The organism is Mycobacterium sp. JS623 (assembly GCF_000328565.1).
GTDB lineage: Bacteria > Actinomycetota > Actinomycetes > Mycobacteriales > Mycobacteriaceae > Mycobacterium.
Genome location: NC_019957.1, coordinates 254,164 through 277,560, shown reverse-complemented (window position 1 = coordinate 277,560; position 23,397 = coordinate 254,164). Strand labels below are relative to the sequence as shown.

Below are 23,397 nucleotides of genomic sequence, written 5' to 3'. Positions count from 1 at the left end.
CGACGAAATCTAGACAGGTGCGCGGCCGGCTCCAGAGCCGCCGCCGGCGGCCCCGCCGGGGTCCAGCGGCACAGAGGGGGCGTGGAAGTGACCGAACTCGTCTTCTTCCATGTCGGGCGTGATGCGGAACGGCTCACGGGGCTCGTCCCAACCGTCGCTGACCTCCATCACCCGGCCGGTAGCTCCCCCGGAACCGAGTCCACCGAGGCCGCCGGTACCGGGAACGGCGCGATATCGCTCGGCGTTCTGCTCGTCGGTGGCCTCGGTCTGAGCCACTCCGCTGGACGTGGTGGCCTGCAGGGCAGGGCCTTTCGCGGCGACCTGGGCGGTCATCTGGGTGACCTGGGTTCCCATCGCGGTCGCGACGCTGGCGGCCGCGGCGTCCATCGGAGAGCCGGGCTTCGGGATCGGCGCCGCACCGGGATTGGACGTGGCGACCTGTTCGGCAGTCGCGGCAACCGATGCGCCACTCTGCAACATCCGCGACGGGTTCACCTTGATCGGCTCGGCAGGCATCAGGCACTCCTCCTTACGCATTTAGCCTAAGGCCGGCGAGACGGTGGTCCGGTCATGACTATTGCTCAGGGCTATTTGGGTGTCAGCTGCAACGGCGGCGATTGGACCTCGCGTGTTGACACTACAATCGCAGAGTCGAATCCTGCCGGGGCACGGCTTCTACCAGGCGTTTTACTGCCAGCCAGGAACCTCTACCCGAACCTGCCCTCTAGCCTCTTCCCTGGCGTGTGCCGAACTGTTCGCTGGCTGGCTGCCCGCCGCTAGTTGAAGTTCAATGGCGTGAAACCACCGGCGTCGGTGTAGGTCGGCGGCAGCCAACCGGGTTCGCCGGGCGCGATCGTGTCGTCGGTGACCGGATACTTCACCTTTTCAAAAACCTGCTGTTGCTGGAAGTAGCCGCCGGTGGTGGTACAGCTGTAGGTGCCGCAGCTCGTGGTAAGTGGCACGTTGTGCGCCGGTACCCAGACCACGCGGAACCGCACCCAGCTGCCGTCGGCTGCCTTGGGCCCATCGCAGATCGTGCGAGTTTGGCTGCCGAGGAATCCCCACAGGTCGTTTTGGCATCCAGGCTGCACGTCAGCGTTTGCCGAAGGCGCGAAACCGGCGGCGGCTGCGCCAATAATGAATGCGACACCAGCAAATTTCACGACCATGATTCCCCCTATTGAATAGCTGTTTCAACGATAGCAAGCAACTTCCGATGGAACCGAGGTTTGCCGGAAATTGCATTGCGCCGGGTGTTAGCTAAGGGGCCGGAGTTACTGCCGTTACGGGTGGGTCTGCTCGGCAGCTATATCGCTACGGTTGTGGATTGACCGTGGAAGAAGACAAAACCATCCGAGTCACACGAACCGTCAGATGCGAGCCGGCTGGCTAGGGCAACGATCCGAAAACCTCGTGGTACAACGGTTTTAGGTGGTTGATATCGACAGCTAGCCCCTGGGGCAACATGTATTGGCGTTCTTCGATATATGTGTCATCGTCAGCGACGAGACTGATGATCTGCGCCGGAATCGCGTGGTAAGCCACGTTGGCTGCTAGAACGCCCACAATTCCCCACTTCAAGTGCTCTGCAACGAACGGCGTTGATTCGATCAGAACCGGAGCACCGCTAGCACCGCTCAGCGCAGGAAACGAGAGTTCAAGCGCGCTTAAACCACCTATCGCACCGAGCTTTTCGGCGTCGACGTTGCGCGTTTTGTGTCCGCGTCGCATCGCTGGATTGAGAATAAAGATGCCATGTTCTCGAACGGTCTGCGCGTATTCGAGCGCCACAAGGTCGGTGTTGTAGCTCACGTGTGCGTCGAACGCGACCTGCAACGGATCATCGACTTGGTAATCGTGGACGCGTAACAGCGCCAGATCACGTTGCCGGTCGCTTTTCAACAGGGTCAACGGAAATGCTTGGGGTTCGTTGTCGATGATGACGATGAAGGCAAGTTGACCGTTCACGCCGCGAATGACGTGTTCGCACGTCAGTACAACGGTGCCGTCCCCGATGATCGATCCGGTGCCAAGATGCTTTTTTGCTCGCTGGTCGCCTTCGAAGACGGCACCGATGACTCCTCGCGGGTCTACTTCGCCAGTCGTTTTCACTGTATGCACCTCTGTCGATTCAGATTTCGGTGTAACCGTAGCCGGCGTGTTTCACTATCTCGATGTGCTCTTGCGCTACGCGGACTGCGTCGGCTATCGGTGAAATGGGATTGGGCGTGAAAAACCAACATAGACGACGGATTTCGGCCATCGGGAGCGCTGGCAACGTATTTACGCGGGGCCATCACAATCCTGTTTGGCAAGACTTCCAGTGGCTTGGAAACGGTGTTGGCGAGCGCACTTATCTATCGAGCCGGATTTGGGGACTCGTAGCGTGCTCAAGCGAGTCGAATCCTGACCTGATGCCAATCCATACACCAACGGCCAAGTCTCCCCCGAGCAGTCAAGAGGTGCACCGCCACCTGTGCCGGGCACTGGAATGTGACCGGCTGGGCTGGCGCGCCCCATCAGCGCTCGCCAGCGTTGATCGGGACGGCGCGACGGCGGGCGCAGTCGAGCGTTGAGGTCGGACACACCGGGTACGACTGAACCAAAAGCGGCGGAGTGGTTCTACCGTGGAGCGTTGTGCGAGACAAGACGACCCCATTCGCGAGAAGCGCGGCCGCCGCGGCGCAAGATAGAAACGAGATCAAGGCACGCTTCGAAAAGGCGCACTCCGAGCAGAAAGACGCATGGCGGGAACTGCAAGGCAGCCCCCCAGACCGGCTCTATCATTACACGACCGTGGATGGCATGCGTGGAATTGTAGGCGCGCAGTGCATCTGGGCATCGGATGTGCGTTTCATGAACGACTCTTCCGAACTTTCGTACGCGAGAGATCTCATCGAAGAAGAGATCCAGGCAGTGCTGAAAGAGGCGACCGCTCAGAGGTTCATCGGACCCCTCGCGGACCGCGAGCGCCTGACGACGGGGGTCTTCGAAAACGTCGTGCCGTTCATTGCGTGCTTCTGTGAGGTCGACGACCTGCTCTCGCAGTGGCATGGATACGGGCAAAGTGATGACGGAAGTGTCTCACTCGGATTGGATCTGCGTCGGTATTCAGATGACTCAGGATCGCACGACGCGACGCTGCGGAGAGTCATCTATGATGAGACGTTGCAGCGAAATCTTGTGCGAGAGAGCGCAAATCAATGGCTCCGGGTCGCTCGAAGTTTGGCCGACGAGATCCCGGCTGACGAGATCCCAACGCACGGTCCTCTTCGGTTCTACGCGCTGTCAGCGTTGCAGACCGCAATGCTTGAGTACTACCTATGCTTCAAGCATCCCACTTTTGCAGAGGAGCGGGAGTGGCGCCTTATTGGTCTTGTCGATTTGCGCAGCCATCTTCGACGGATGGGGGAGATTGAGAAGAACAAGTATGCGAAACGGATGGACTACCCAGCAATCGACCCCACACCGTCATCGGAGTCCAGTGGGTCGGAGATGCCGATACATATTTTATTCCGCCGATCCGCCTACGGCCTCACACCGTACATCGAACTCCCTCTGCGAGACTCCGATGGAGACTACGCTAATCGCTTGGAAATCCTTGGTGTTACTCAAGGTCCGCGTGCGCACGCGGAGTTGGCGCTTGAGTCGCTGAGAATGTACCTGCAATCGGCGGGCTACCTTTCCCATCCATCCGACGTCAGAGCCACCTCGGTTCCACTACGCCGCTAGGCGTAGCCATCTGTCCACGGGCGAGCATCATGCCGTCGCTGGATACACAAATCTGATCGACTCAGCTACAAGGCTCTACAGCCGGGCTAATCATCGATCAGCTGCGGCTGGCGTACGTTGTGCTACAAGAGCTATCCGGTCACGGTCAAGAAGTCTGAGGCCATCAGGGCTGACCGTGTGGCTGAACTTGACCTTCTCCGCGTCGGCCATGTCGTCGAAGCCGGACGCGTCGAGAGTCACGTCGGCTCCTCAGGGGGCCGGGTGACGATGCGCCGCCGCACCACCTGATCGGCCTTGGCCGGCGGATCGTCATGGTCAAAGCCGGCAGGAGCTTCCGGGTGTGTCCGCGAGCGGCGGCCCGACGGCGAGCCGGCTGGTGTCGACGCGCTGTACCTCGATGTCGTCGACGGGTGTGTTTGTCACTGTGGCTATGTAATCGCGGGCCATGTCTTCAATCTCGGTCCGGAAGCGGGCTTGAGTGGTGTCACCGATGTTGACCGAGCCGTCCGCGGCCACATAGCCGTCTAGTCCTGCAACGGTAATCATCCACCAGCGGCCGTCGCGGGTGACTTCGATGTCGTAGGTAGGCACATCAGCCTCCTTCGGGACTCCGCAATGGCGAAGAGGCCGAGATTACACCAGGCGCTCGGCCACTGCTCTCCGGCCGAGCTGTCGGTCGCGTGTTGACTGCTATACACGCAACGTGTATAGTTGTATACATGGACATGAGCGCACTCAAGAAGGCCTCAAGCGATGTAGCCAAGGCGCGACGCCAGCTCGACTTAGCCATGACAGCCGCGAAGGACGCCGCCATCGCAGCTCACCGCGACGGCGTAACCGAGGTTGACCTCGCACAGATTCTTGGGGTAAATCGGATGACGATACGAAAGTGGCTGGGCAAGCTGTGAATACGACGAAACTGTGTGTGGGCGCCGCTGAAATGATGGCTGAGCCGAACCCATTCCGGGCGGAGATTGAGCTGATCCTCACCGAGCATCCGCGTACGCGCTTCGCCAAGGTTCTGCTCGGCATGCGACGTGGCCTCACCGACGGTGAGATGGCGCAAGAAGCTCACGCCGCAAAGGAATCCATCCGGGCCGACAGCATCGCAGCCGTGCGCAGGATCGTGCGGCTGACTCTGAACGACGAACTCGTCACCGCGCCATCCGAGGCTGAGGAGCAGTCCAACCTCTATCGCGAGTTACTCAACTACCCACGCTCTCCTGAACTGCGTCAGCACATCAGCACTCGCCTGACTCAGCTGCGCGCCCTCAACCCCAACGTCAGGATGACACCCCTCGGCGATGTCCGCCTAGGCGCTAACGACCAATCTCGCCCCGAACGGCCCGAATCGCGATGTGAGAAGTGCTTCATGATTCATAACGGAGAGTGCTTATAGCCGAACGCTGAGCGTCGTTTGAGCGCACTGCCCTATGCCCATCTCACTCACTAGTCAGCCTGATGGTGCTGCTTTTGGAGGGGCGAACCACTAACGTTCGCAGCGCCACGCTTCAGCGGCGATGTCGAAGGCGGCACCCGTTATCGCGATCCCGGTGGCGGCGTAGGGGCGAACTGTTGCCATGACGACTCCTCATCTCGGGCTGCGCGGTAGGCATATCACAGGGGGCAACAGTCGGTAGTGGAAAAGGCAAAGATTCCGCCGATGTTCGCCGAGTGCGCGAACCGCGATCATCTGCTGCCGCAATGCCTTCGAGGGAACCGCAACGCCGGGCTGCGTGGGCCGCGTCGCACGGCTTCGCATCACAGCTACTACGTAAGACGCGCACCGCGCTGGCTCTCTGCCGTCCGAGCCCGCCGGGGGAGCTCCGGTCACCGACCGCCGGACACCTGGTTGCGCTTGCGCTCCACGAACTCGTCGAAGTCGAACGGTATTGAGATGCCGCTGCTTTCGCCGGCGTCGAGGGCTTCGCGTACAGCTCGCAAGCGGGTTCCGCGGTCTTCGAGTAGCCGCAACGCGGACTGCACCACCGCGCTGGCCGACCGGTAGCGGCCCGCGGCGACCTCGCCGTCGATAAAGGCGCTGTAGTGCTCGTTGAGACTGAGCCGCGTGTTCTTCCCCACGAACACACGATACGGACCATCGGTACCACGCAAGCGTGACCACCCACCCCTCAGAACAGCTCCGCCCGCATTTGATCCACCCCGTCTTCCCCGGCCGCGATCAACCGGTTGAGCCGGGCTTCGAGTTCGAGGTTGGTCATCACGTACCCGACGGCGTCGGCGATCTTCAAGTCCAGCAGTCGTCCGTCGAATCCCAAGGCGAACGAGATGTACCCGTCGGGGTCCTCGACCGTGGCGCGCAGGCCATCGAGATCGGCGAGCAGCTTGTCGAGGCGGGCGAGGGTGGCCGCGGATTCTTCCTGGCTGAACTTGACCTTCTCGGCATCGTCCATGTCGTCGAAGCCCGACGCGTCGTGACTCACGTCGGCTCCTCGGGGGGTCGGGTGACGATGCGCTGCCGCACCACCTGTTCGGCTTTGCCCGGCGGGTCGTCGTCATCGGGGCCGTCCGACGACCTTCCCCGAGTCGCGGCCGCCGCGGCCGCCAGCCGGTTCGTGTCGACGCGTCCGGTGACGTCCTCGGTGTGCGGAATATCGCGTCCGGCAATCTTTTTCGGCCGACCCGCCTCACTCTTATCGCCGCCGCCCTGACCGCCAACACCGCCGAGGCCGCCCATCCCACCCATCGGCATGCCCATCGGCATCCCCGACACACCGCCTCCGGCGGGCCCGAGCGCCGACGGCGGCCCGGAGGCCCCAGCGGGCTCCACAGCCGGTGTCGACGGTGCACCCGTGGTCGGCGCCACGGACAACGGCCCCGCCCCCCCGGCCGGGCTGACACCCGCACCCCCTCCACCGGCGCCGCCGCCCGAACCGCCTGCGCCATCACTCATTTCGGGCATGTGCGGCACTTCGCCGGCGGCATTGAGCTTGGGCTCGCCCACCCCTTTCATCGCCTGGGTGGCCTGCTGCGCAGCCTGAGATGCCGCCTGCATCAACGCTTCTGGCGCCTTGGTCACCGCCCCCAGCAGGCCGCCAGCCACGCCCCCGACCGCGCCGAGCACCGTGGGAATCATCTGCGCCATCTGCCCGGCCATCTGCCCGGACTGATCCGCCGACCCCGCGGAGGCCGGATCCTTCCCAGAGCCCCCCACACCTTCGCCCGCCGCGCCACCGGCGCCCGAAGCGCCACCAGGATCGCCGGGATCCGAGGCGCTCGTCGCCGCGTCGGTGTTCGCGTGGTAGTCGCTGTAGCCGGTGACCGTCTGGTTGTTGAGCTGGGTCTTGGTGGCCACCGCCTGCGCAAGCGGCGCAGCGTATTTGCCACCGGAGGCGATGTTGTTGGCCTGCATGATCCGCACGTTCTGGTCGGCGGTGGCCAGCTGCTCCGGTGAGGGGATCGCCTGGCGCGCGGCCACCTGATTCTCGGCATACGCGCTCGCCTGCGTCACCAGGGTGCGTGCCCGCTCGGCGTAGGTGTCCAACCCGTCGGCGAAGGCCAGCAGGTGAGCGCTCACCGCAGGCGTGGACACCTCCGCGTCCAGCGACTCGGGTAGCGCACCGACCGTTGCGCGGATCGTGTCGGCGCCGTCATGCGCGCTGGCCGCCAGCTGCGACCAGGCCGAGGTGAAGATCTCCCCCGCCGACGGGTCACCGGCGTGCGCGGCCGCCGAAATCGCCTCGGGCGGACCGGTCATCGGCGGTGGCATCGGCAGCCGCACATCGGGGGGCACCGGCGGCGCCGGTGGCGCCCACACCCCCGACACCGGCAGGCCGGACGCGCGGCCACCGGTGAGCGCCAGCAGCGCCTTGTTGAACTCGTCCATCGCCACGAACGCCGCGGCCGTCCCCGTCAGCGCCTCGACGGTGCCGATCAGCGCGGCCACGTGAGCGGCCAGCCCCGCGCCCAACTCCCCGCCCGCGGCGCTCAACCGCGCCGCGGTACCCACCGAAGCCACATCCGCCGCCAACGGCGGGTGCGGAACCTCGGCGCCGCCGACGGCGATGACCGCGTCGAGCAGCCGCTGTGCGGCAGCCACCAGACCGGGCGCGTCGACCTTCACCGCAGGCTCCTCAACCGCGCCCGGGCTTCGTTGAGGTCGGCGGCCGTCGGCATCCAGCTGATCCCGTCGGCGGGTGCGCCGCGCTGCTCGAACTCGGCGCGCAGCGCGACCTGGCCCTCCAGGTAGGCGACGTCGGCGCAGGCCTGGATGGCCGCGGCGATCTCGCTGCCCGGCCGACGCATCACCGGCGGCTCCAGCTGCACCCCCAGCACCCGGCCGCTGCCCAGCACCCGCACCCACACCATCTCATCGGGGGTGTGCGCGGAGTACTCCCGCTCGGCGGCGGGCAGGGCGGCCGGGTCGTCGGTCACAGGTTCCGCAGGGTCGCCGCGTTCTCGTCGTCCATGTTGATGTAGGTATGAACGGCGTGGTGCAGCTCGTCGCTGGCGGCCCGGTGGCGCGCCGCGTGGTCGGCCAGGGCGGTGTCGCGGTCGGCCAGCAGGTCACCGACGGCCGCTTTCACCTGGTGCATGATCGGACCGTAGCTGTCCACGGCGGCCGCGATGTCGGCGCCGGCCTCGCGTGCATCGTCGATGATGCGGGCCACGTCCTCGTGGTTGGCGGCGACCTCGCGCAGCACGGCGGGGTCGATGCGGATGGGTTCGGTCATCTCCAGGTTCCTTCCATTGCAACTAATTGTGCGCTGTCCGCTAGCCTGCCGGGACCGCTGATGCGGCGTCGGCGAGGGCATCTGGGGCCGGCGACGGCGGGACAGCAGGTGGTGGCGGGGCGGGATGGGGACGTGCCGCGGTGGCGGTCGGGTCGATCCAGCCCAGGAAGTCGGGGCTCGACGCCACCGAGCCCAGCGGGACGACCTGTCCGTTGGCCAGCGCCTTCACCGAGCTCAGCGCCACGACGTAGTGGTCTTTGAAGATGCCGACGTCCCCGCATGCCAGCTGGCTGGGATCCACGGGGTCGGTCACCGGTGTTCCCGGCGGCGGCAGCGCCAGATTGTTCTTGCTGTAGGCGGCGTCCACGGTGTCGCCGCCGAGATAGGCCGTCACGGCTTGGGCCGCCGCCGGGGTGCGGGCAGTGGCGCTGGACCCGTCGGGTAGCCGCACCGTGCTCGTCGGCGGCGCGGGCGGCGCCAACGGCGGGGGTGGCCCCGCCGCCGGGGGTGCGCCGGTGGCGTGATCCGCCCCAGCAGGGTCCTCGCCGACCGGCTCCGTCTTATCGGCGGCGCCGCCAGTTTCCTTGCCGTCCTTGGCTTCTCGGGGTGTGCCAGTGCTGTCGTCGGTCTTCTGGACGGCATCTGGGGAGCGGTCACTACCGTGGTCGCCGGCCTGCGAAGCCAGCCCGGCCAGCGGCGCGATCGCCCCCGCCAGTCCCCCGAGCCCGTCCAGCGGTGTGCCCGGTGCCCCGCCCAGGCCGCCGAGGGCACCGGGCAGCGAGCCCAGCGACGACAACGGATCGGCACCCATCCCTGTGCCCAAGGGGACCCCGCCGAGCACATCGGACAACGACGGGTCGGGCATCGGCTCCGCAGAGCCCAGTCCGGCATCCGTCGGCTCGGCCTCCGGTGGGGCCGCCGCAACGGGTGGCGTTGGCGCAGTTGAGGATTCGGTCGCGTCGGCACCCGAGTCGTCGACCGCGTAGAGCTTCGAGAGCGCCTGCGTGGTCTTGGCCTGGTCGTCGGCCGTAAGGCTGCCGGAGGTCACCAGGTCGTTGATCGCGCCGACCTGACTGTGCAGGAACGTTAGAAACGACCGCTCACCGGCGGGGGTGTCGATCGACATCGCCGTGTTGTTGACCGCGTCGATGATCTTGGTTTGAATCTCGCCCAGTCGTCGCTGCCCGGCGGCGCTGGCCGCGTGGGCGCTGAGCAGCACCTCCGACAGCTTCTCCTCGGCCTCACTGATCGACGAATACTTCTTCTTGAGCTCGCCCTGCAATTTGCCGACGGCGTCGGCGGCCTTGCCGGACTGCTGCTCGTCGGTGGCCAGAGCCGGATCCGGCGCCGGCGAAGCGCTGCCCTTGGTGTACTGGTCCTCGGTGATCGGGTGACCGTCCTTGTCGAAGAACGACTTCTTACCGTCGGGCCCCAGCGTGAAGTAGGCGCCGTCGGCGTTCTTCGGGGTCAGCACCCCCGTCGCCGGATTGGTGTGAAAACCGTTGTCGCTGCTAGGAACTCCACCGACCTGAGGTGCGATCTGTTGGCCGTGAGCGTCGATGGGGGCGTAGCCCGAGCCGACCTTACGGTAGCCGGCCGGAGCCATCGGCGGGCCCGTTATTCCGTCCGGGCCGACGAGAGCGACTGTGCCGTCGTCGTTTTGGGCCCAGTTCTGCTTGGTCGACGAGTCGTGGTAGACGACCGTCGCGTCTGTGGGCAGCGGCGTCTGATCGCCGAACACGAGGTGACGCTGCCGGCTGGCGTTGTCGGTGTCGTAGTGGATGTTCGGATCGCCGTAGGCGTGGCGAGCGTTGTACAGCGCCGCGGTCCAGTAGGGATCGTCCTGGCCGATGTAGCGGGTGGGGTCCGAGGGCATCGCCCACCCCGGTTGCGCCAGGCCCTGGGTGCCGCGGGTGGAATCCCAGATGTCCCAGTGGGTTTGGCCGTCGAAGTGTTTCGGTCTGCTCATCGGCAGAAGTGTCCGCGGCCCAGATTGTCTTCGAGGTCGCGGCGGGGTGTGAACGCCGGTGGATCGGCGGGCGGGGTGTCACCGCCAAAGAGCTTGTGCGCACGAGTGACAACGTTGAGCACGCGGTCGATTTCGCGTTCGATTCTGGGGTTCACCACGGTCCTTTCCTGCGCTGGTTCTAGCCTAAGGCTGCCGGCGGGCGGCTCGGTGCGCGAATTTCACGCCTCGACCGCCACCGGCACGGGCCGGCGGGCGATGAAGCGGGCCGGCATCGGGGCGATCCTGACCACGTCGCCGGTGGTCGGCGCGTGCACCACTTGCGAGCCCGAGATGGCGAGCTGCACGTGGCCGGGCCCCGAGCGCCCGTCTTCACCGAAGTTGTCCAGCGGGAAGATCAGGTCCCCGGCCCACACCTGGTCGGGCGCCACCGGCACGCCTTGGGCGATCTGGCTGTAGGTGTCGCCGCCGAGATTCACCCCGGCCTGCCGCCACGCCCACTGGGTCAGGCCCGAGCAGTCAAATGCATTGGGCCCCTTGGCGCCCCACACGTAGGGGCGGCCAAGACAGCTCAGCGCCGCCTTGGCCGCAGCGTCGCCTGGCGCGCCGGGTATGTCCGCGGCCCGGGGAGCGACCCGCGATGCCAGCATGGTGCGCGGTCTCGCGACTGCAGCCGGGGCTCCGAGTGGTATACGCGCTCCGCCACCGCCCATCCCGCCAGCCCCAAATGGCATGCCGCCCAACGGCATGCCGCCGCCTGCTGCGCGTCGACGGCCGTAGACCAGCGAGCCCACGACGGCGGCCAGCCGTGCGTCGTGGGCTCGCTGGGCTTCGATGATGTGCTGTTGTTGAGCCAGGCGAGCACGCAGGGCGGCAACTAGAGCACGCTGACCCGCCGGAGTGCCGGACACCGGCGACAGGGCGGCGGTATCTCCGGCGGCACCGCTGCGTACGGCACCGGAGTCCGCGCGCCCCAATTGATCAGAGTCCACGGCTGCCTGCAGCTGCCCGCCGAGGCCCTCGTCGGTGCCGGCCACGCCGAAGAGTAGCGGTCCTGCGCCAGCGCCGAATCGGCTGTAACGAGACGCCAAATCACCAGACAGCGGGGCCATGCGCGCCTGCCCCGTGCGCACCAGATCCCCCGCCGCGGCCACGCGCGCACCGGAGTCCAGGGCTGCGACATGACCGGCGGGCACCGGATCGCCGAACAATGCGTGCGCCCGGGCCAGGACGTCGCCCACCTGTTGAACCACCACGGCAATCGACACAAACCAAGTATCAAGCCGCCACCACACCGCCCAGGACACAAATCTTTGGCCGCCTCGGGAGGCGAGCTGGTGGGAGTGCGCGCTGACTTTCCTGCAAGATTCGAGTAGGGCGCTACGCGTGTGCTTCACCAGACGGTCGACGACCATCAGCATGTGGCGGCAATTCGCACAGCGTCGCCGAACGCGGACCGGCTCGGCCGTCGGACCAACGCGTCAGTGCCCCGGCGACGGTAGGAGGTCTCTGGATGATCGCACCCACGGGCGGGGACCAATTCGTTGGCCATATCGTCCTCGACATACCGGCCGAGAACCCGATATTCAACTTCCAGAAAATGGCCAGCGCTCTCGCCGGGACTATCAACGCCAGTGAGCCCCGCTTCGCGGTGGGTATCTTTGGCGGCTGGGGGTCGGGCAAGAGCACGCTCATGCACGCGATACGGCAGCAAGTGAATCCGGCCGAGGCTGTCGTCGTCGAGTTCAACGCCTGGCGATACGAGCAGGAACCTCACCTCATCGTGCCGCTGCTGGACACGATCCGCGACGGTCTGTCGAAATGGGCGAAGAGCTATCCTAACGATGTCCGGAGTAAAGAGATCAAGTCCGTCGCGGCGCGGATCGGCCGGGTCATCCAGGCGCTGGTGCGCGCCACCAAGTTCGAGGTCGGACTTCCCGGTGCTGTCAAGGTCTCGGTGGAGCCCGAGAAGGCACTCGACGCGCTCAACGAGGGCGACAGCGATGAGACCACGATGCCGCAGTCGTTGTACTACGCAGCTTTTCAGCAACTCGATATCGCGTTCCGCGAAGTCCACGACGCTGGCTTGTCACGGATCGTGGTTTTCGTCGACGATCTCGATCGCTGCCTACCCGAGCGTGCGCTGACAGTTCTCGAGTCGATGAAGCTGTTCTTCGACACGGCGGGATTCATCTTCGTCGTCGGCCTCGACGAACGCGTCGTGCAGTCCGCGGTGCGGACGAAATTCGCGCTCCAGCCCGAGGAGGAACTAGACACTGACCGGCAGGTCGAGGGCGAGTACCTCAACAAGATCTTCCAACTTGGGTACAGCCTTCCGCGGATCGCTCCCGCCCAGCTCGATCAGCTAGTCGGGTGGTTGGACAGCAACGCTGCTCTGAGCGACTGGCAGCGCACGGATCTCAACGGGCGAGTGAAGGACTATCTGCGCTATGTCGCGAAAGAGGGGCGCATCAATCCTCGAGAAGTAAAGCGATACATCAATGCATACACGCTGCAGAGGATCATCCGTCCAGAATTGGTGGCAGACACCACGCTTGCGTTGCAGACGATGGATTTTCGCACGGATTGGGAACGGTTCTACGAGCAGGTCGTGCTAGCAGAGCCCGATGTCTTCCCAGGGATACTCCAGAGCTTTCGAAACGGTGAGGACTCTGCCTTCGAGGATGTCTGGCCCGACGTCGGCGTGCTGCCCATGGAGCTATCCGAGTTCTTACGTTCAGATCTCGCTCAATCGCTGTCGTACGCGCACGACCTCGAGCTCTACATAACTTCGCTTGAAACCACCCGTAGTACAAAATCAGGTGTGCCGGACGCCATGAACAACGTCGGACTGCTTCGGCGCCAGCTCCGTGATAACGTGCCCGACTCGCTGCAGTTCGAGAGCCCCGGCGCCCGCACCGTCGTCGAGCAGGCGCTGTCCATTCTCGGTCACCTTGACAGCTACGCGATCTCGTCGGGAAGCCCCGCCCCGCGATTGACGTCCTTGCTGCAGAAGCTCACGGACCAATACCAGCTTCTTGTTGCGCCTCAGCGGGTTCCTATGGATCCCGCGACGTCGCAAGAGCGCCCAGCCGACCGCATGCAGACGTGGAAGAAGCAGACCGCGGACCACATCGACGCACTCCAGCAAGAACTGCGTCTCATCCGGCGGTCCTCCGCTGTTGGCCCCCGATAACGTACGGTCTGCAGAGCAAAAACACTGCCCCGCAACAGATTCCGCTATCGATCCTCTCTCCTGCATGGCGGATTGTCCACCGGCGCTGGTAAAGCGCTGGAACACCACGCATTTCACGCCGTTCTCAGCGTGGCGGGACGCCGGGCCGCGCGAAAACGTCGTCGAGGGTGACCGTGCGCAGTCCGCGGTCGCTGATCAGACCGCTGAGCCGATGGAAGACGTGCGTGACGGGCAGGTGGTTGAGGTGGCCGATCACGATGTTCTGGGGCTTGAAGTACGTGTCGGCCATCTTCAGCAGGTAGTCCTCGGCGATTACGGTCGAGTCCGACAGCGAGCCAGACCACATCGTGGTGATGGTGTAGCCGAGATCCGCGGCGACCGCCCGAGTTTTCGCATCGTGTCTGCCGAACGGCGGCCGCAGGTAGGGCCGAGCGTCGACACCGTAGGTTTTCGTCAAAAACGCGTCGTTGCGGCGTATTTCATCGGCGATATGCGCCGGTGTCAGGGTGGTCAGGTCCGGGTGGGTGAACGTGTGGTTGCCCAGTTGGATCTGACCGGAATCGACGAGCGGCCGCAGGAGCGCTGCGTTGTCAGTCCAGGAGCGATACGTGCCGTTGACGAAGAAGGTCATCCGCAGGCCGGTTCGCCTGGCGAACTCGATGTAGAGACGCACGACGTCGGTATTCACCCCGTCGTCGACGGTGATGGCCAGCAGGTCGCCCTGGCCGGGCAGGGCACTCAGCACACCGTTGCGGGGCAGCGCCACCTGTTCGATAGGCGCGGGTGAAAGCCGCAGCGGCGGCGACGCATGCCCCGTTGCGGCCACCGCCTCCGGCGTGGAAATTGGCTTCGGTATGGGCCGACGATGCGGTGCTCTGCCCGGGCGTGCCCAATACCGAGCGCGCCACCTCGGCGGTAGCCATCAGAGGCGGCAGCACCAGGGCGGCCCCGGTTCCCACCAGGAAGCCTCTGCGACTCAGCAAGGACACAGCAAATCTCCGGAAATCATTCAGCCGCATGCGGTTACGCGATGACTTCGCGGTGCGGGCGTGTTGACAACCAGCAGGCAACTTACCCTCACCACTTGCTCCGGCATGCTTTGCTGGTGTCCGTCTACCTTTTGGTCACCGCAGGTTCGCCAAGCGTTCGTACAGCCGTGGCGGTTTTCGACAACAGAATGCCCGGTGGCTCCGCCCGAACGCCAGAAGCGTCAGCCCGTCGGCATCAGGGATCGACGGCGCAATTGGTAGCCGTTGCTCCAAGATTCTCCACCGAATCGATGAGGCATTCTCGTTGTCACCGACCATCTTGGCGTGGATCGCCATCGGGTTATTCGCCTACGCTGCAATCGAACTGATCGAAGCTGTCGGACGATGGCTGATCACGCGGCGGGCTGAATACTTCGTGGTGATCGCAACCAGCGTCTTCCTGCCGTTGGAGATCTACGAAGCGACCGAGAAGGTCGCGGCATTTCGCGCCGTCGCTTTGGCCATCAATATCGCCGCCGTCATATGGCTGCCGTGGACCAAGCGGCCGTTCGGTCTCTCCGGCGGTTCCAAGGCCTACCACGCCGAACATGACCCCGCGACACTGCTTGCCGTCGAACAGGCCGCATTGGCCATGCCGCAGTCGAAGTCGCCGGCATAGCGGCTGTTCGAACGGTCTGAGTCGGCGTGACACACCGCTCGTCACACGACTCAGACCGCGTTCAACGGCGCGTGTGAGCGATCACGTGCAGCCGCCGCATTGAAGTACGTCGCAAGGACGCGCGCTCATGGCATCGCCTGGGCCCACTGCAGATGCCCTTCAAAGCGAAGCGTTCTCGCCATCGCGCGGTAGCGATCCCGGTAACTCTGGTAGCCGACCTTGTCACCGGATGCCAGGCTGCACAGCACACGCATCCTCAGCAGCCAGATGTCCCGCATCGCCAGTCCCTCACCGGCTGGTGCGGACGCCAACCGCTCGATTGCGGCTTTGGCTTCGGCCACGTCACCGTCGGCGCCGCGGTCGAGCAGCGTGTCCACCAGCACACCCGTCGCGGGAATGGCCCATAGCAGAAGTTGTCCGTCGCGGAACAGAAGGTCCACGGCGTCGCGGATCAGCCTGAGAGCGTCATCGCGGTCTCCGCCCCTGGCCTTTTCACGTGCCAAGAAGACCTGGATACCGGGCAAATCGCACAGGTTGTGTCCTTCGGTCAGGAACGCTTCGCTGACCTCAGCTGCAAGTTTCTGTCCTCGCTCGCGGTCGGCGGCGTCCTGGCGATGCATCAACGCAAGTCCCAGCGTCGCCTGGGTGAAACGCACCACGACATCATCACTGGATCGCTCGGCAATCTGTAGCGCATCTTCAATCTCGCGCAGCGCAACATCAGACGGCCTCAGCACCCCAAAAGGCACACCCAGCAAGTAGACATAGCCCACGACGCCGGCGTAGGACGCGGGGTCAGCGCTTTGGGCCATGCTCATGCCGTGCCGCAGGTCTTCTGGCCATCCCGGCTGACCAAGGAAATAGCGGGCCATACCGCGCGACGTAACGGCCAGCGCTAACGGACAGCCGACCAGAAAGTTGCCCGTTGACGGATCACCGTCGGCAAGGTCGATAACGGTTTGTGACCAGCCCAGCACGTCATTCCACTCGGCGCTCTCGATCTTGCCGTAGATAACCGGGAAGGACAGCCCTACCGTCAAGGTCGCGTCTGCGACCGCCTCGGCGAGGGCCCATGTTTCCGACGCCAGTCGCGATGCCTCGCGCATCCGATTCTGATGCGCGTAACCAACCACCAACCCTGCCGACGCGATGCCCAGTGACGGCTTGTCCCCGGCGGCGCTGCACAGCTCGCGCAGTTCGTCGAACCGGTCGGAAACATCGGCGTGAATTCGCCAACCGGTACCGCACAACATGGTGCGCGTGGCGATGCGCATGGTCGTGCGGCCTGGGTCGCCGGCGGGCAATGCGTCGGCGATCGTTCGCGCACGCTCCCAACTCAGCCGCGCTCCTGCGATGTCGCGGTTGGTTGCCCATGTCGCCGCACGCATGTGCCAGCCGTAGGCGGCATGCAAATCACCCGCAGCTTCTAGATGTTCGGCGATCAGCGCAGCATTCTCATCAGCCGACGACGGGTGACGAGCCTCAATGGCCGCCGCGAGCCGCCGATGCATCTCGGCGCGGTCCGATTTGAGTTGTGATTCATAGGCCACCACGCGGATCAGCGGATGGTGAAACACATATTCGGCATGTGGCGCGAATCTGATCTGATCGATGAGCTCGCCAACCACCAGATCGTCGAGTGCGGGATCAATCCTTAACGTTTCCAATAGATCTCGGCTGAACTTCGCACCGATGACCGCCGCGGCGTTCAGGGTGTGTTTTGCCTTGGGGTCGAGTCGATCGACACGCGCGGCGATCGTGGCCTGGACGGTAGCCGGGACGGTGACCTCGGCGGCGTTGACCGTGCAGATGTAGGCACCGCGGTTGCCGTGCAACACAGCGCGCTCGGCCAGGTCTCGCACGATCTCTTCGGCGAAGAACGGATTACCGGCGGCTCTTTCGGCGACCGTCTGGCCTAGCCTGCTCACCGATGGATCGGAACCGAGTAGTTGTGAAACCAGTGTGGCGGCTTCTGGATCGCTAAGTGGCTCAAGGGTTATCGTCTGCGTGCCTCTTCCCCGCGTAAGCGCACCACCGTACTCGGGTCGGTACGTAACGAGCACCAGCGAGGACGTCTGCGGGATCACGGTGAACAAGTCCGCCAGCATCGACTCGCTGGCCTCATCAATCCAGTGCGCGTCCTCAACGACGTAGACGGTCGGAGTTTCGCGGGTCAACGAGACGGCGTTCACCACGCCTGTCAGGCGCCGTCGGCGGGCATCCGGATCGATCCGAGGCAATAGAGCCTCCGGATCCCCGATGCCCAGCAAGTCGTGAAATAGCAGCAAGTCCTCCGGCTCTGCTTGGCCCACTTTGCCGCGTAACCGATCCCGAGCCGTCTGCGCGTCGAGACCCGCGATCCCAGTAATTGCGCGCATCAGTCGCGCTACGACATGGAACGGCACCTGACTGGCATGAGATTCGCAGAACGCGGTGACGACCTCGGCGCCACGCGCCGAGGCTATCCTCGAAATTTCGCGTGTTAGACGGCTTTTGCCAATGCCGGGTGGGCCGACGACACCGACTACCCTGCCGTGGCCACCGATCCCACTTTCCAGGAGAGCCTGGACTGTCGACATCTCCCGCTGACGACCGACGAGATCGGACTCGGTGCGCCGCACGGTTGCGTGCCGTTCCACGCCCAGCAGGCGATAGGCGGTCACTGGCGTCTTGGCACCCTTCATCCGGACACTCTCCGGTTCGCTCAGAGTCGCTGAACCCTCGACCAATCGCGCGGTCGATGTGCTGAGCATGACCCCGCCCGGCGGGGCGACCGACTCCATGCGCTGAGCCATTCCGACTTGCTCACCGATCGCGGTGTAACCGAAGTAGCCGGAACTGATCTCGCCGGCGATCACCTGACCGGAGTTCAGACCGACCCGAAGGCGCAGGTCGACACCGTCGCGGTCTTCGAGCTCGTGTGCAAGCCGCCTTGCGGCCGCTTGGACAGCCAACGCAGCCATGCAGGCTCGAAAAGCATGGTCCTCCAAGGCTGTTGGCGCGCCGAATACCGCCATGATGCCGTCGCCCGTGAACTGGTTCACTGTGCCGCCGTAGCGCTGTACGGCTGCAGCGCAGTGGTCCGCGAGGTCGGCCATGATTTCGCGCAGCCGCTCCGCGCCTACGGCTGCAGCGATATCCATCGACCGCACCACGTCGGCGAACAACACGGTCACCTGCTTGTACTCAGCCGAACTGGTCGAATGCGTGAGTCGCGCACCGCACTCGCTACAGAACTTGGCTGTCAGCGGCAATTCCTTGCCACATGAACCGCAGCACAGCCTGCTCGGTGTCACTTCATCGCCATCGTCCCCCGGGCGCCCACCTCGATATCCTGGCACCGGCGGCCAGCGCTGTCCGTCATATCGACTGAGTCTTTGCTGTGACAACAGCTGCGCAGGTCCGCGAACCGGGCGTTGCTGTCAGGTTCGTCCGACAACCACTGGTCGCACAGCAGCACAACGCCGCTCGACCGGCGGACGTTTCTGACCATCAATGCAGTTCACAGGAATCGCGCGCAATACAGAAGACGTGACCGGTGCCCTCGTCGCTACAGGTGATACCCGAAGGTGCACTGCCACAAGTGATTCGGCCGAGGGTGTGGGCATCGCTGTACTCGAGAATCATCGCGTTCGGGTCACGCACGGGTCACCGTGGCACGGCATATTCGAAAGCGCTGCCTGGTCGATCCAGACCCGATCACCGAACGGGCATTCGGCCAGCTGCCCCTGGCAGTCCTGCGGGCGCGGGGCGCCACCCAGGTGTGATTGTCGACATCACAACCGGCCGGCGGCGCGCGTCGGCGATCACGAAGACGAGAATTCCGCCATCAAAAATGCGAACCTACGCCTCCGTGTCGCCGGCGATGCTGCGGTAGACCTGCGCGGCATGCCCCTGCTGACTCATGATCTCGGTGAGGTAGTCGCGGCGCCCGTGGGCGTAGGCGGCTTGCGCCGATGGGTCGCCCGGACGCTGTTGCAGCCAGAAGATCGACTTCCAGATGTCGGGGGAGGACGGGCCGCCGTGGCGGTCAAGGCGGTCGAAGAACGCGGCGATCGCCAGATTCGGGTTGTCCCTGCCCGCGTAGCTGGCATCCTGCTGAAAGATGCTCCGCCACAACCGGTTCGGGCTGACCGCTTTCGGGTTGAGCCCGCTTTCCTGCATCGCACAGGACAGGATCGCGATCGTCTGCTGCGGCGTATACCCGCGCCGCCATGCCTCATGGATGATCGCGGCGGCCACTTCTCGGGGACTGGATTCGCGCGTCAGCGCACCCAGCGGGGTGCCCAGCGACCCGACCCGGGAGCGGTCACCCGCGCGCTGGGTGAAGACCGCGGGCTCCAGTGAGCCGACCAGCATCGGCTGAAACGCTTCACCGCCGGCACGGCCCAAGACGCTGCTGAGCGGCCCGGCGCCACCGGCGGCGACGACGCCCGTCGCAGGCCGACCGGGCGTCGCGTTTGACCGATACGCCAGCGCACGCAAAGCCGCCGCCAACCGGGCATCGCGCAGCGTGTAGGCGCTGATGACGCGGTGTTGTTGGGCAAGGCGGGCACGCAGCGCGGCGAGCATCGCGCGCTGGCCGGCAGGTGTGCCGGATACGGTCGCAAGGGCGGCCGTGTCGCTGGCCGCACCGGTGAGCGCAGCGCCAGAGCCCGCGTGCCCTGCCCGATCGGCGTCGGCCGCGGCCTGCACCTGCCCCAGCAGTGCGGTATCGGTACCGGCGGCGGCGTCGAGCGCCTCGCCTGCCGAGGCGGCGAAGTCGCGGTAGCGGCTGGCCCATTGTCCAGAAAGGGCCGCCACCTGGGTCGGGTCCTCGCGCAGCGCATCTCGTGCCGCGCCGAACCCCGCCCTCTCAGGCCGGCCGGCGGGCAGCGGATCGCCGAACATGGCGTGTCCGCGGTGTAGCGCCTGATTCACCTGTGCAACCAACGCGGACATCGACACTCACCCAGTATCGAGGCCTCCGGATGCTGCTCCTGACACGAATTCCCATGGCACACAGCCGCAGCCCGCCGACGCAGGTGCGATCACGCCTTGTTCAGGTCGACGATCAGCGCTTCGATCCGTGCAGCGTTGGCGCGGCTGACGGCCTGCTCGCTTTCCACCGCGCTGATCACCTCCGGTGCCATGTCGAGGATGCCCGCTGTCTCCGCCATACTCAGGGCCGCCCGGTTGCGGGCCACATACAGGCGCTGGCCCAGGGTGGCGCCGGGCGCCGCGGCGGATCGGGTCACCAACTCGTCGTAGCGGGTGCGCACCAGCCGAAGTGCCTTGATGACCTCGGGCGAGCCGTGGCTGCTGCGCACGGCGCGGGCCGTGATGGATTCGAGTTTGCGCAGATCGGCCAGGACCGCACGGACACGTTCGGCGAACGCCGGATCGTCGTCGCCAGGCAACGCCTCGATGGTGGAGACGACATTGGCCACCGCAACCAGCACCGCGTCGGTGACCAGTGCCGCGGACTCCGACCCGGCATGCGCAGCAGAATCAGCGCTTGCGTTCGGCTCGACACCCTCACGCAGCTTCGCCAACGTGCCCGGTGGCCAGCGCGCGACCTGCTCGAGCTTGGCTCGGGTCTTCTCCCGCGGCCAGGCCCTTCCCTTTTCGAAGGCGACCAGTGCGGGCTGACCCATGATCTTCAGCCCGGCGATATCACGTTGTGTCAGACCCAATTCCACGCGGCGGTCGGCGAAAGCCGACCCAGCGCGAAGCACGCTGGGATCGACCGCAACCTGCGCCATCGCGCCAGTCTAGCTCCCTAGCCGCGTGGTTAATGCGCACCGGATGCGGTTCGCTCGCGACGATCTACCGCTTTCCTCGCCGGCGCAGCCACGGCCGCTGCCGATTCGGTTTCATATCTCATGATTCTGTTTAGTGCTTGTGTTGATTCTGTTTTGGCGCTAGGGTGGGCTCATCAGGACGCGAGACGCGCAGCGGGAGGAGTGACCGTGACCGTGACGATCGACAGGCCCTCGACGGTGATGGTGACGCCGTGCATGGCAGACCCGGACCGCTGGGACGCCGGTGGCGACGACCCCGAGCTCAAAGCGCTGTGCCGGGGCTGTCCGCGCCGGTTCACCTGTGCCAAGGACGCCCTGCACTCCCCGGGTATCGCGGGGATGGTCGCCGGCGTGCACATTCCCGGTGACGGCCGGGCACGCAGGTTCGCGCTGCGGCAGCTGCAGTCACTGGCCGCCCACGGCGGCTACGGCAGCCAACCCGAGGTCCCCTAAGCGTGCGCGCTAGCGATCACCGTCGCGGGCAGCTGCCCGCGCACACCGCTTGACGCGCCGCGCCGCATGGGCAGGGCAAACTATGCTCGAGACATGACACCGGCCTGAGGAGTCGGCAAGTCTTGCCCCTCGCCAGGATCGGGTGCTGTTAGAGTCCCGTCGTCTGGCGTTCAGCAAACAGTCAAATCGCTCAGCCACGATGGGGGCATGTCAGTGTCGACAGTCGGAGCCGGCGCCGGCGCCGGCGCGCGTCTGCGGGGCGCGGCGTGAACGGTTCGCTGACCCACCTGTCGCTGATGCACGGGTGGCTGCCGGTGACGCTTCAACTAGCCGCGGGCCTGGCACTGATCGCTGCGACAGGCTGGCGCACCCGGCGCTGGCGCGCGATCTGGGTCCCATCGATGGCCGCCTTCGGTGCGGCGGTCGCCGCCACGGCATACCTGTACGTGCAGTCAGCCGGGATCATCGGCGACGCCGCACCGGCCATGCTGTGGGCGTGGATCGCGTTGGCCGCGCTGAGTACCGCAGTCCTGCTCGCCGGGTGGCGAACCAGCCGCTGGTGGCGCCGGGCAGTGTCCGTCGCGGCCGTGGTGCTCAGCACGCTGAGCGTCGTTGTGACGGTGAACAGTTGGGTCGGTTACGTTCCCACGGTCGCCGCGGCATGGACCGAGCTCACCGCCGGCCCGCTGCCCGACCAGACCGACCCCGCGACACTGAGCGCGATGCGGCAGCGCCCCGTCCTTCCCCGCAAGGGCAGCATCGTGTCGGTGACGATCGACCCGAGCGCGTCGGGTTTTCGCCACCGCACCGAACTGGTCTACCTGCCGCCCGCCTGGTTCGCCTCCCAACCCTCTCCCCCGCTGCCGGCCGTGATGATGATTGGCGGTGAGTTCAATACGCCGAGCGACTGGCTTCGCGCCGGAAATGCGGTCGCCACCTTGGACGCCTACGCCGTCGCGCATAGCGGCTACAGCCCAGTGGTTGTCTTCGTCGATTCCGGCGGCGGCTTCAACATCGACACCGAATGCGTCAACGGCACGCGCGGCATGGCCGCCGACCACTTGACCAAAGACGTGGTGCCCTACCTGATCGGCCACTTCGGTGTCAGTGCGGCGCCGGCGAACTGGGGTGTAGCGGGGTTCTCGGCCGGCGGCACCTGCGCGGTGGATCTGGCGGTGATGCATCCCGAACTGTTCGGTGCCTTCATCGACATCGCCGGAGATCTGCGGCCCAATTCAGGCACCGACGCCGAAACCATCCGACGGCTCTTCGGTGGCGACCGGTCAGCGTGGCAGAACTTCGACCCCAGCACGGTGATCAGCCGCCACGGCCACTACCCCGGGCTCTCGGGCCTGTTCGTCGTGTCCGGCGCGGGCACCGACAACCGCCGGCAGGTGCAACCCGTCCACAACGCCGAGTACGACGCGGCCACCACACTGTGCAGCCTGGGCAGCGCCCACGGCATCGACTGCAGGATCGTCGCCGTCGCCGGTCGACACGACTGGCCTTGTGCCGGAAGGGCTTTCGCCGCGACGCTGCCGTGGCTGGCCGCCCAGATCGGCACGGCGGGCAGCCGCACGCCCACCGTCGTAGGCGACGTGGGATTTACCTCACCACCGCTGCCAGTGGCTCGCGCCCCGCAGTAGCCCGCCACTGGATTCCTGATCGACAACAGGGTGATTATCTGTGTCGGCTGCCGGGAGCGTTCGTCGGTGTGCTGCTGGCCCAAGGGTGCGCTGTCGCGCTCACCCAGGAACTGGTCGCGCGGGGTCGTGTTAGTCGAAGCAATGACGCGGTGAGGCAATAGCCGCCGACGCGGTGCCCGGCGAGTGAAACGGGTCGAAGCGGGGCCGCATATGCAGCGCCGAGGGTCGAGCTAGCGCTCCAGACCGGCATCAACGCGGCGACGACCTCTTCGCTCGCCCC

At 65.5% G+C, this 23,397-nt stretch carries 21 protein-coding genes and 2 pseudogenes; 7 read left to right on the top strand and 16 right to left on the bottom strand.

What is annotated here, in order from left to right; genetic code table 11:
- Positions 1-9: 9 nt before the first annotated feature.
- From MYCSM_RS32540 to MYCSM_RS32530, 3 genes are all read right to left on the bottom strand, one after another.
- On the bottom strand, positions 10-516 hold the full coding sequence (locus MYCSM_RS32540; protein ID WP_015297772.1) for a hypothetical protein: 507 nt from the start codon (positions 514-516) through the stop codon (positions 10-12).
- Positions 517-776: 260 nt separating this feature from the next.
- Positions 777-1,169 (bottom strand): CDGP domain-containing protein, encoded by a 393-nt coding sequence (locus MYCSM_RS32535; protein ID WP_015297771.1) that lies wholly within the window; start codon positions 1,167-1,169, stop codon positions 777-779.
- 220 nt (positions 1,170-1,389) lie between these two features.
- Positions 1,390-2,112 carry a S1 family peptidase gene (locus tag MYCSM_RS32530; protein ID WP_015297770.1) on the bottom strand — a complete coding sequence of 241 codons (723 nt, stop codon included), beginning with the start codon at positions 2,110-2,112 and terminating at the stop codon, positions 1,390-1,392.
- A 525-nt stretch (positions 2,113-2,637) separates the two neighbouring features.
- On the opposite strand from MYCSM_RS32530, the gene MYCSM_RS32525 reads away from it, so the two are divergent.
- Positions 2,638-3,732, top strand: coding sequence for a DUF2971 domain-containing protein (locus tag MYCSM_RS32525; protein WP_015297769.1), 1,095 nt, complete (start codon positions 2,638-2,640; stop codon positions 3,730-3,732).
- A 315-nt stretch (positions 3,733-4,047) separates the two neighbouring features.
- Here MYCSM_RS32525 and MYCSM_RS32520 read toward each other — a convergent pair whose 3' ends face one another.
- Positions 4,048-4,323, bottom strand: a complete 276-nt coding sequence (locus MYCSM_RS32520) for a hypothetical protein (RefSeq protein WP_015297768.1) — start codon at positions 4,321-4,323, stop codon at positions 4,048-4,050.
- A 128-nt stretch (positions 4,324-4,451) separates the two neighbouring features.
- Here MYCSM_RS32520 and MYCSM_RS32515 point away from each other — a divergent pair, with 128 nt between their 5' ends.
- Both MYCSM_RS32515 and MYCSM_RS32510 read left to right on the top strand, forming a co-directional pair.
- Positions 4,452-4,640 (top strand): helix-turn-helix domain-containing protein, encoded by a 189-nt coding sequence (locus MYCSM_RS32515; RefSeq protein ID WP_015297767.1) that lies wholly within the window; start codon positions 4,452-4,454, stop codon positions 4,638-4,640.
- A complete protein-coding gene (locus MYCSM_RS32510; RefSeq protein ID WP_232425873.1) occupies positions 4,622-5,131 on the top strand; it encodes a hypothetical protein in 510 nt (169 codons plus the stop codon). Before MYCSM_RS32515 ends, MYCSM_RS32510 begins: the two co-directional genes overlap by 19 nt.
- Positions 5,132-5,562: 431 nt before the next feature.
- Here MYCSM_RS32510 and MYCSM_RS32505 read toward each other — a convergent pair whose 3' ends face one another.
- Genes MYCSM_RS32505 through MYCSM_RS32475 form a run of 8 tightly spaced genes read right to left on the bottom strand, consistent with a single transcriptional unit; the run spans position 5,563 to position 11,660 of the window.
- A complete protein-coding gene (locus MYCSM_RS32505; protein WP_041315909.1) occupies positions 5,563-5,814 on the bottom strand; it encodes a type II toxin-antitoxin system ParD family antitoxin in 252 nt (83 codons plus the stop codon).
- A 50-nt stretch (positions 5,815-5,864) separates the two neighbouring features.
- Positions 5,865-6,176, bottom strand: a complete 312-nt coding sequence (locus MYCSM_RS32500) for a hypothetical protein (RefSeq protein ID WP_015297763.1) — start codon at positions 6,174-6,176, stop codon at positions 5,865-5,867.
- Positions 6,173-7,816, bottom strand: a complete 1,644-nt coding sequence (locus MYCSM_RS32495; protein WP_015297762.1) for a PPE domain-containing protein — start codon at positions 7,814-7,816, stop codon at positions 6,173-6,175. The genes MYCSM_RS32500 and MYCSM_RS32495 overlap by 4 nt, the downstream gene beginning before the upstream one ends.
- Positions 7,813-8,127 (bottom strand): DUF2694 family protein, encoded by a 315-nt coding sequence (locus tag MYCSM_RS32490; RefSeq protein ID WP_015297761.1) that lies wholly within the window; start codon positions 8,125-8,127, stop codon positions 7,813-7,815. The genes MYCSM_RS32495 and MYCSM_RS32490 overlap by 4 nt, the downstream gene beginning before the upstream one ends.
- Positions 8,124-8,426, bottom strand: a complete 303-nt coding sequence (locus tag MYCSM_RS32485; RefSeq protein ID WP_015297760.1) for a type VII secretion target — start codon at positions 8,424-8,426, stop codon at positions 8,124-8,126. The genes MYCSM_RS32490 and MYCSM_RS32485 overlap by 4 nt, the downstream gene beginning before the upstream one ends.
- A gap of 40 nt (positions 8,427-8,466) precedes the next feature.
- Entirely contained in the window at positions 8,467-10,395 is a 1,929-nt protein-coding gene (locus tag MYCSM_RS32480; protein ID WP_015297759.1) for a DUF4226 domain-containing protein, read from the bottom strand.
- Complete coding sequence (locus MYCSM_RS37510; protein WP_015297758.1) at positions 10,392-10,553, bottom strand: hypothetical protein; 162 nt, start codon at positions 10,551-10,553, stop codon at positions 10,392-10,394. The genes MYCSM_RS32480 and MYCSM_RS37510 overlap by 4 nt, the downstream gene beginning before the upstream one ends.
- 60 nt (positions 10,554-10,613) lie before the next feature.
- The gene (locus MYCSM_RS32475; protein WP_232425872.1) at positions 10,614-11,660 is read right to left on the bottom strand and encodes a C40 family peptidase; all 1,047 of its coding nucleotides are present in this window, start codon (positions 11,658-11,660) and stop codon (positions 10,614-10,616) included.
- Between the two features lie 245 nt (positions 11,661-11,905).
- On the opposite strand from MYCSM_RS32475, the gene MYCSM_RS32470 reads away from it, so the two are divergent.
- Positions 11,906-13,588, top strand: coding sequence for a KAP family P-loop NTPase fold protein (locus MYCSM_RS32470; RefSeq protein ID WP_015297756.1), 1,683 nt, complete (start codon positions 11,906-11,908; stop codon positions 13,586-13,588).
- Positions 13,589-13,712: 124 nt separating this feature from the next.
- Here MYCSM_RS32470 and MYCSM_RS32465 read toward each other — a convergent pair.
- Positions 13,713-14,417: pseudogene (locus MYCSM_RS32465) on the bottom strand (polysaccharide deacetylase family protein); the annotation flags it as partial.
- Between the two features lie 428 nt (positions 14,418-14,845).
- Between MYCSM_RS32465 and MYCSM_RS32460 the strand changes: the two are divergent.
- Positions 14,846-15,235, top strand: a pseudogene (locus tag MYCSM_RS32460) (DUF2127 domain-containing protein); the annotation flags it as partial.
- A gap of 125 nt (positions 15,236-15,360) precedes the next feature.
- Here MYCSM_RS32460 and MYCSM_RS32455 read toward each other — a convergent pair.
- The 3 genes from MYCSM_RS32455 to MYCSM_RS32440 all read right to left on the bottom strand — a co-directional run bounded on the left by MYCSM_RS32455 (position 15,361) and on the right by MYCSM_RS32440 (position 20,979).
- The gene (locus tag MYCSM_RS32455) at positions 15,361-18,531 is read right to left on the bottom strand and encodes an adenylate/guanylate cyclase domain-containing protein (RefSeq protein WP_015297754.1); all 3,171 of its coding nucleotides are present in this window, start codon (positions 18,529-18,531) and stop codon (positions 15,361-15,363) included.
- A gap of 547 nt (positions 18,532-19,078) precedes the next feature.
- Positions 19,079-20,176 (bottom strand): hypothetical protein, encoded by a 1,098-nt coding sequence (locus MYCSM_RS35520; protein WP_015297753.1) that lies wholly within the window; start codon positions 20,174-20,176, stop codon positions 19,079-19,081.
- An 89-nt stretch (positions 20,177-20,265) separates the two neighbouring features.
- Positions 20,266-20,979 carry a helix-turn-helix domain-containing protein gene (locus MYCSM_RS32440; RefSeq protein WP_015297752.1) on the bottom strand — a complete coding sequence of 238 codons (714 nt, stop codon included), beginning with the start codon at positions 20,977-20,979 and terminating at the stop codon, positions 20,266-20,268.
- A gap of 207 nt (positions 20,980-21,186) precedes the next feature.
- Between MYCSM_RS32440 and MYCSM_RS32435 the strand changes: the two genes are divergently transcribed.
- Together MYCSM_RS32435 and MYCSM_RS32430 are read left to right on the top strand one after the other, a co-directional pair.
- A complete protein-coding gene (locus tag MYCSM_RS32435; RefSeq protein ID WP_015297751.1) occupies positions 21,187-21,471 on the top strand; it encodes a WhiB family transcriptional regulator in 285 nt (94 codons plus the stop codon).
- Positions 21,472-21,737: 266 nt separating this feature from the next.
- Positions 21,738-23,117, top strand: a complete 1,380-nt coding sequence (locus MYCSM_RS32430; protein WP_015297750.1) for an alpha/beta hydrolase — start codon at positions 21,738-21,740, stop codon at positions 23,115-23,117.
- Positions 23,118-23,397 lie beyond the last annotated feature (280 nt).

Excerpts from the sequence above, each read along its gene's own strand:
- MYCSM_RS32540 (WP_015297772.1), bottom strand. The coding sequence starts at position 516 with ATGCCTGCCGAGCCGATCAAGGTGAACCCGTCGCGGATGTTGCAGAGT.
- MYCSM_RS32535 (WP_015297771.1), bottom strand. The coding sequence starts at position 1,169 with ATGGTCGTGAAATTTGCTGGTGTCGCATTCATTATTGGCGCAGCCGCC.
- MYCSM_RS32515 (WP_015297767.1), top strand. The coding sequence starts at position 4,452 with ATGGACATGAGCGCACTCAAGAAGGCCTCAAGCGATGTAGCCAAGGCG.
- MYCSM_RS32485 (WP_015297760.1), bottom strand. The coding sequence starts at position 8,426 with ATGACCGAACCCATCCGCATCGACCCCGCCGTGCTGCGCGAGGTCGCC.
- MYCSM_RS32480 (WP_015297759.1), bottom strand. The coding sequence starts at position 10,395 with ATGAGCAGACCGAAACACTTCGACGGCCAAACCCACTGGGACATCTGG.
- MYCSM_RS32470 (WP_015297756.1), top strand. The coding sequence starts at position 11,906 with ATGATCGCACCCACGGGCGGGGACCAATTCGTTGGCCATATCGTCCTC.
- MYCSM_RS35520 (WP_015297753.1), bottom strand. The coding sequence starts at position 20,176 with ATGTCCGCGTTGGTTGCACAGGTGAATCAGGCGCTACACCGCGGACAC.
- MYCSM_RS32440 (WP_015297752.1), bottom strand. The coding sequence starts at position 20,979 with ATGGCGCAGGTTGCGGTCGATCCCAGCGTGCTTCGCGCTGGGTCGGCT.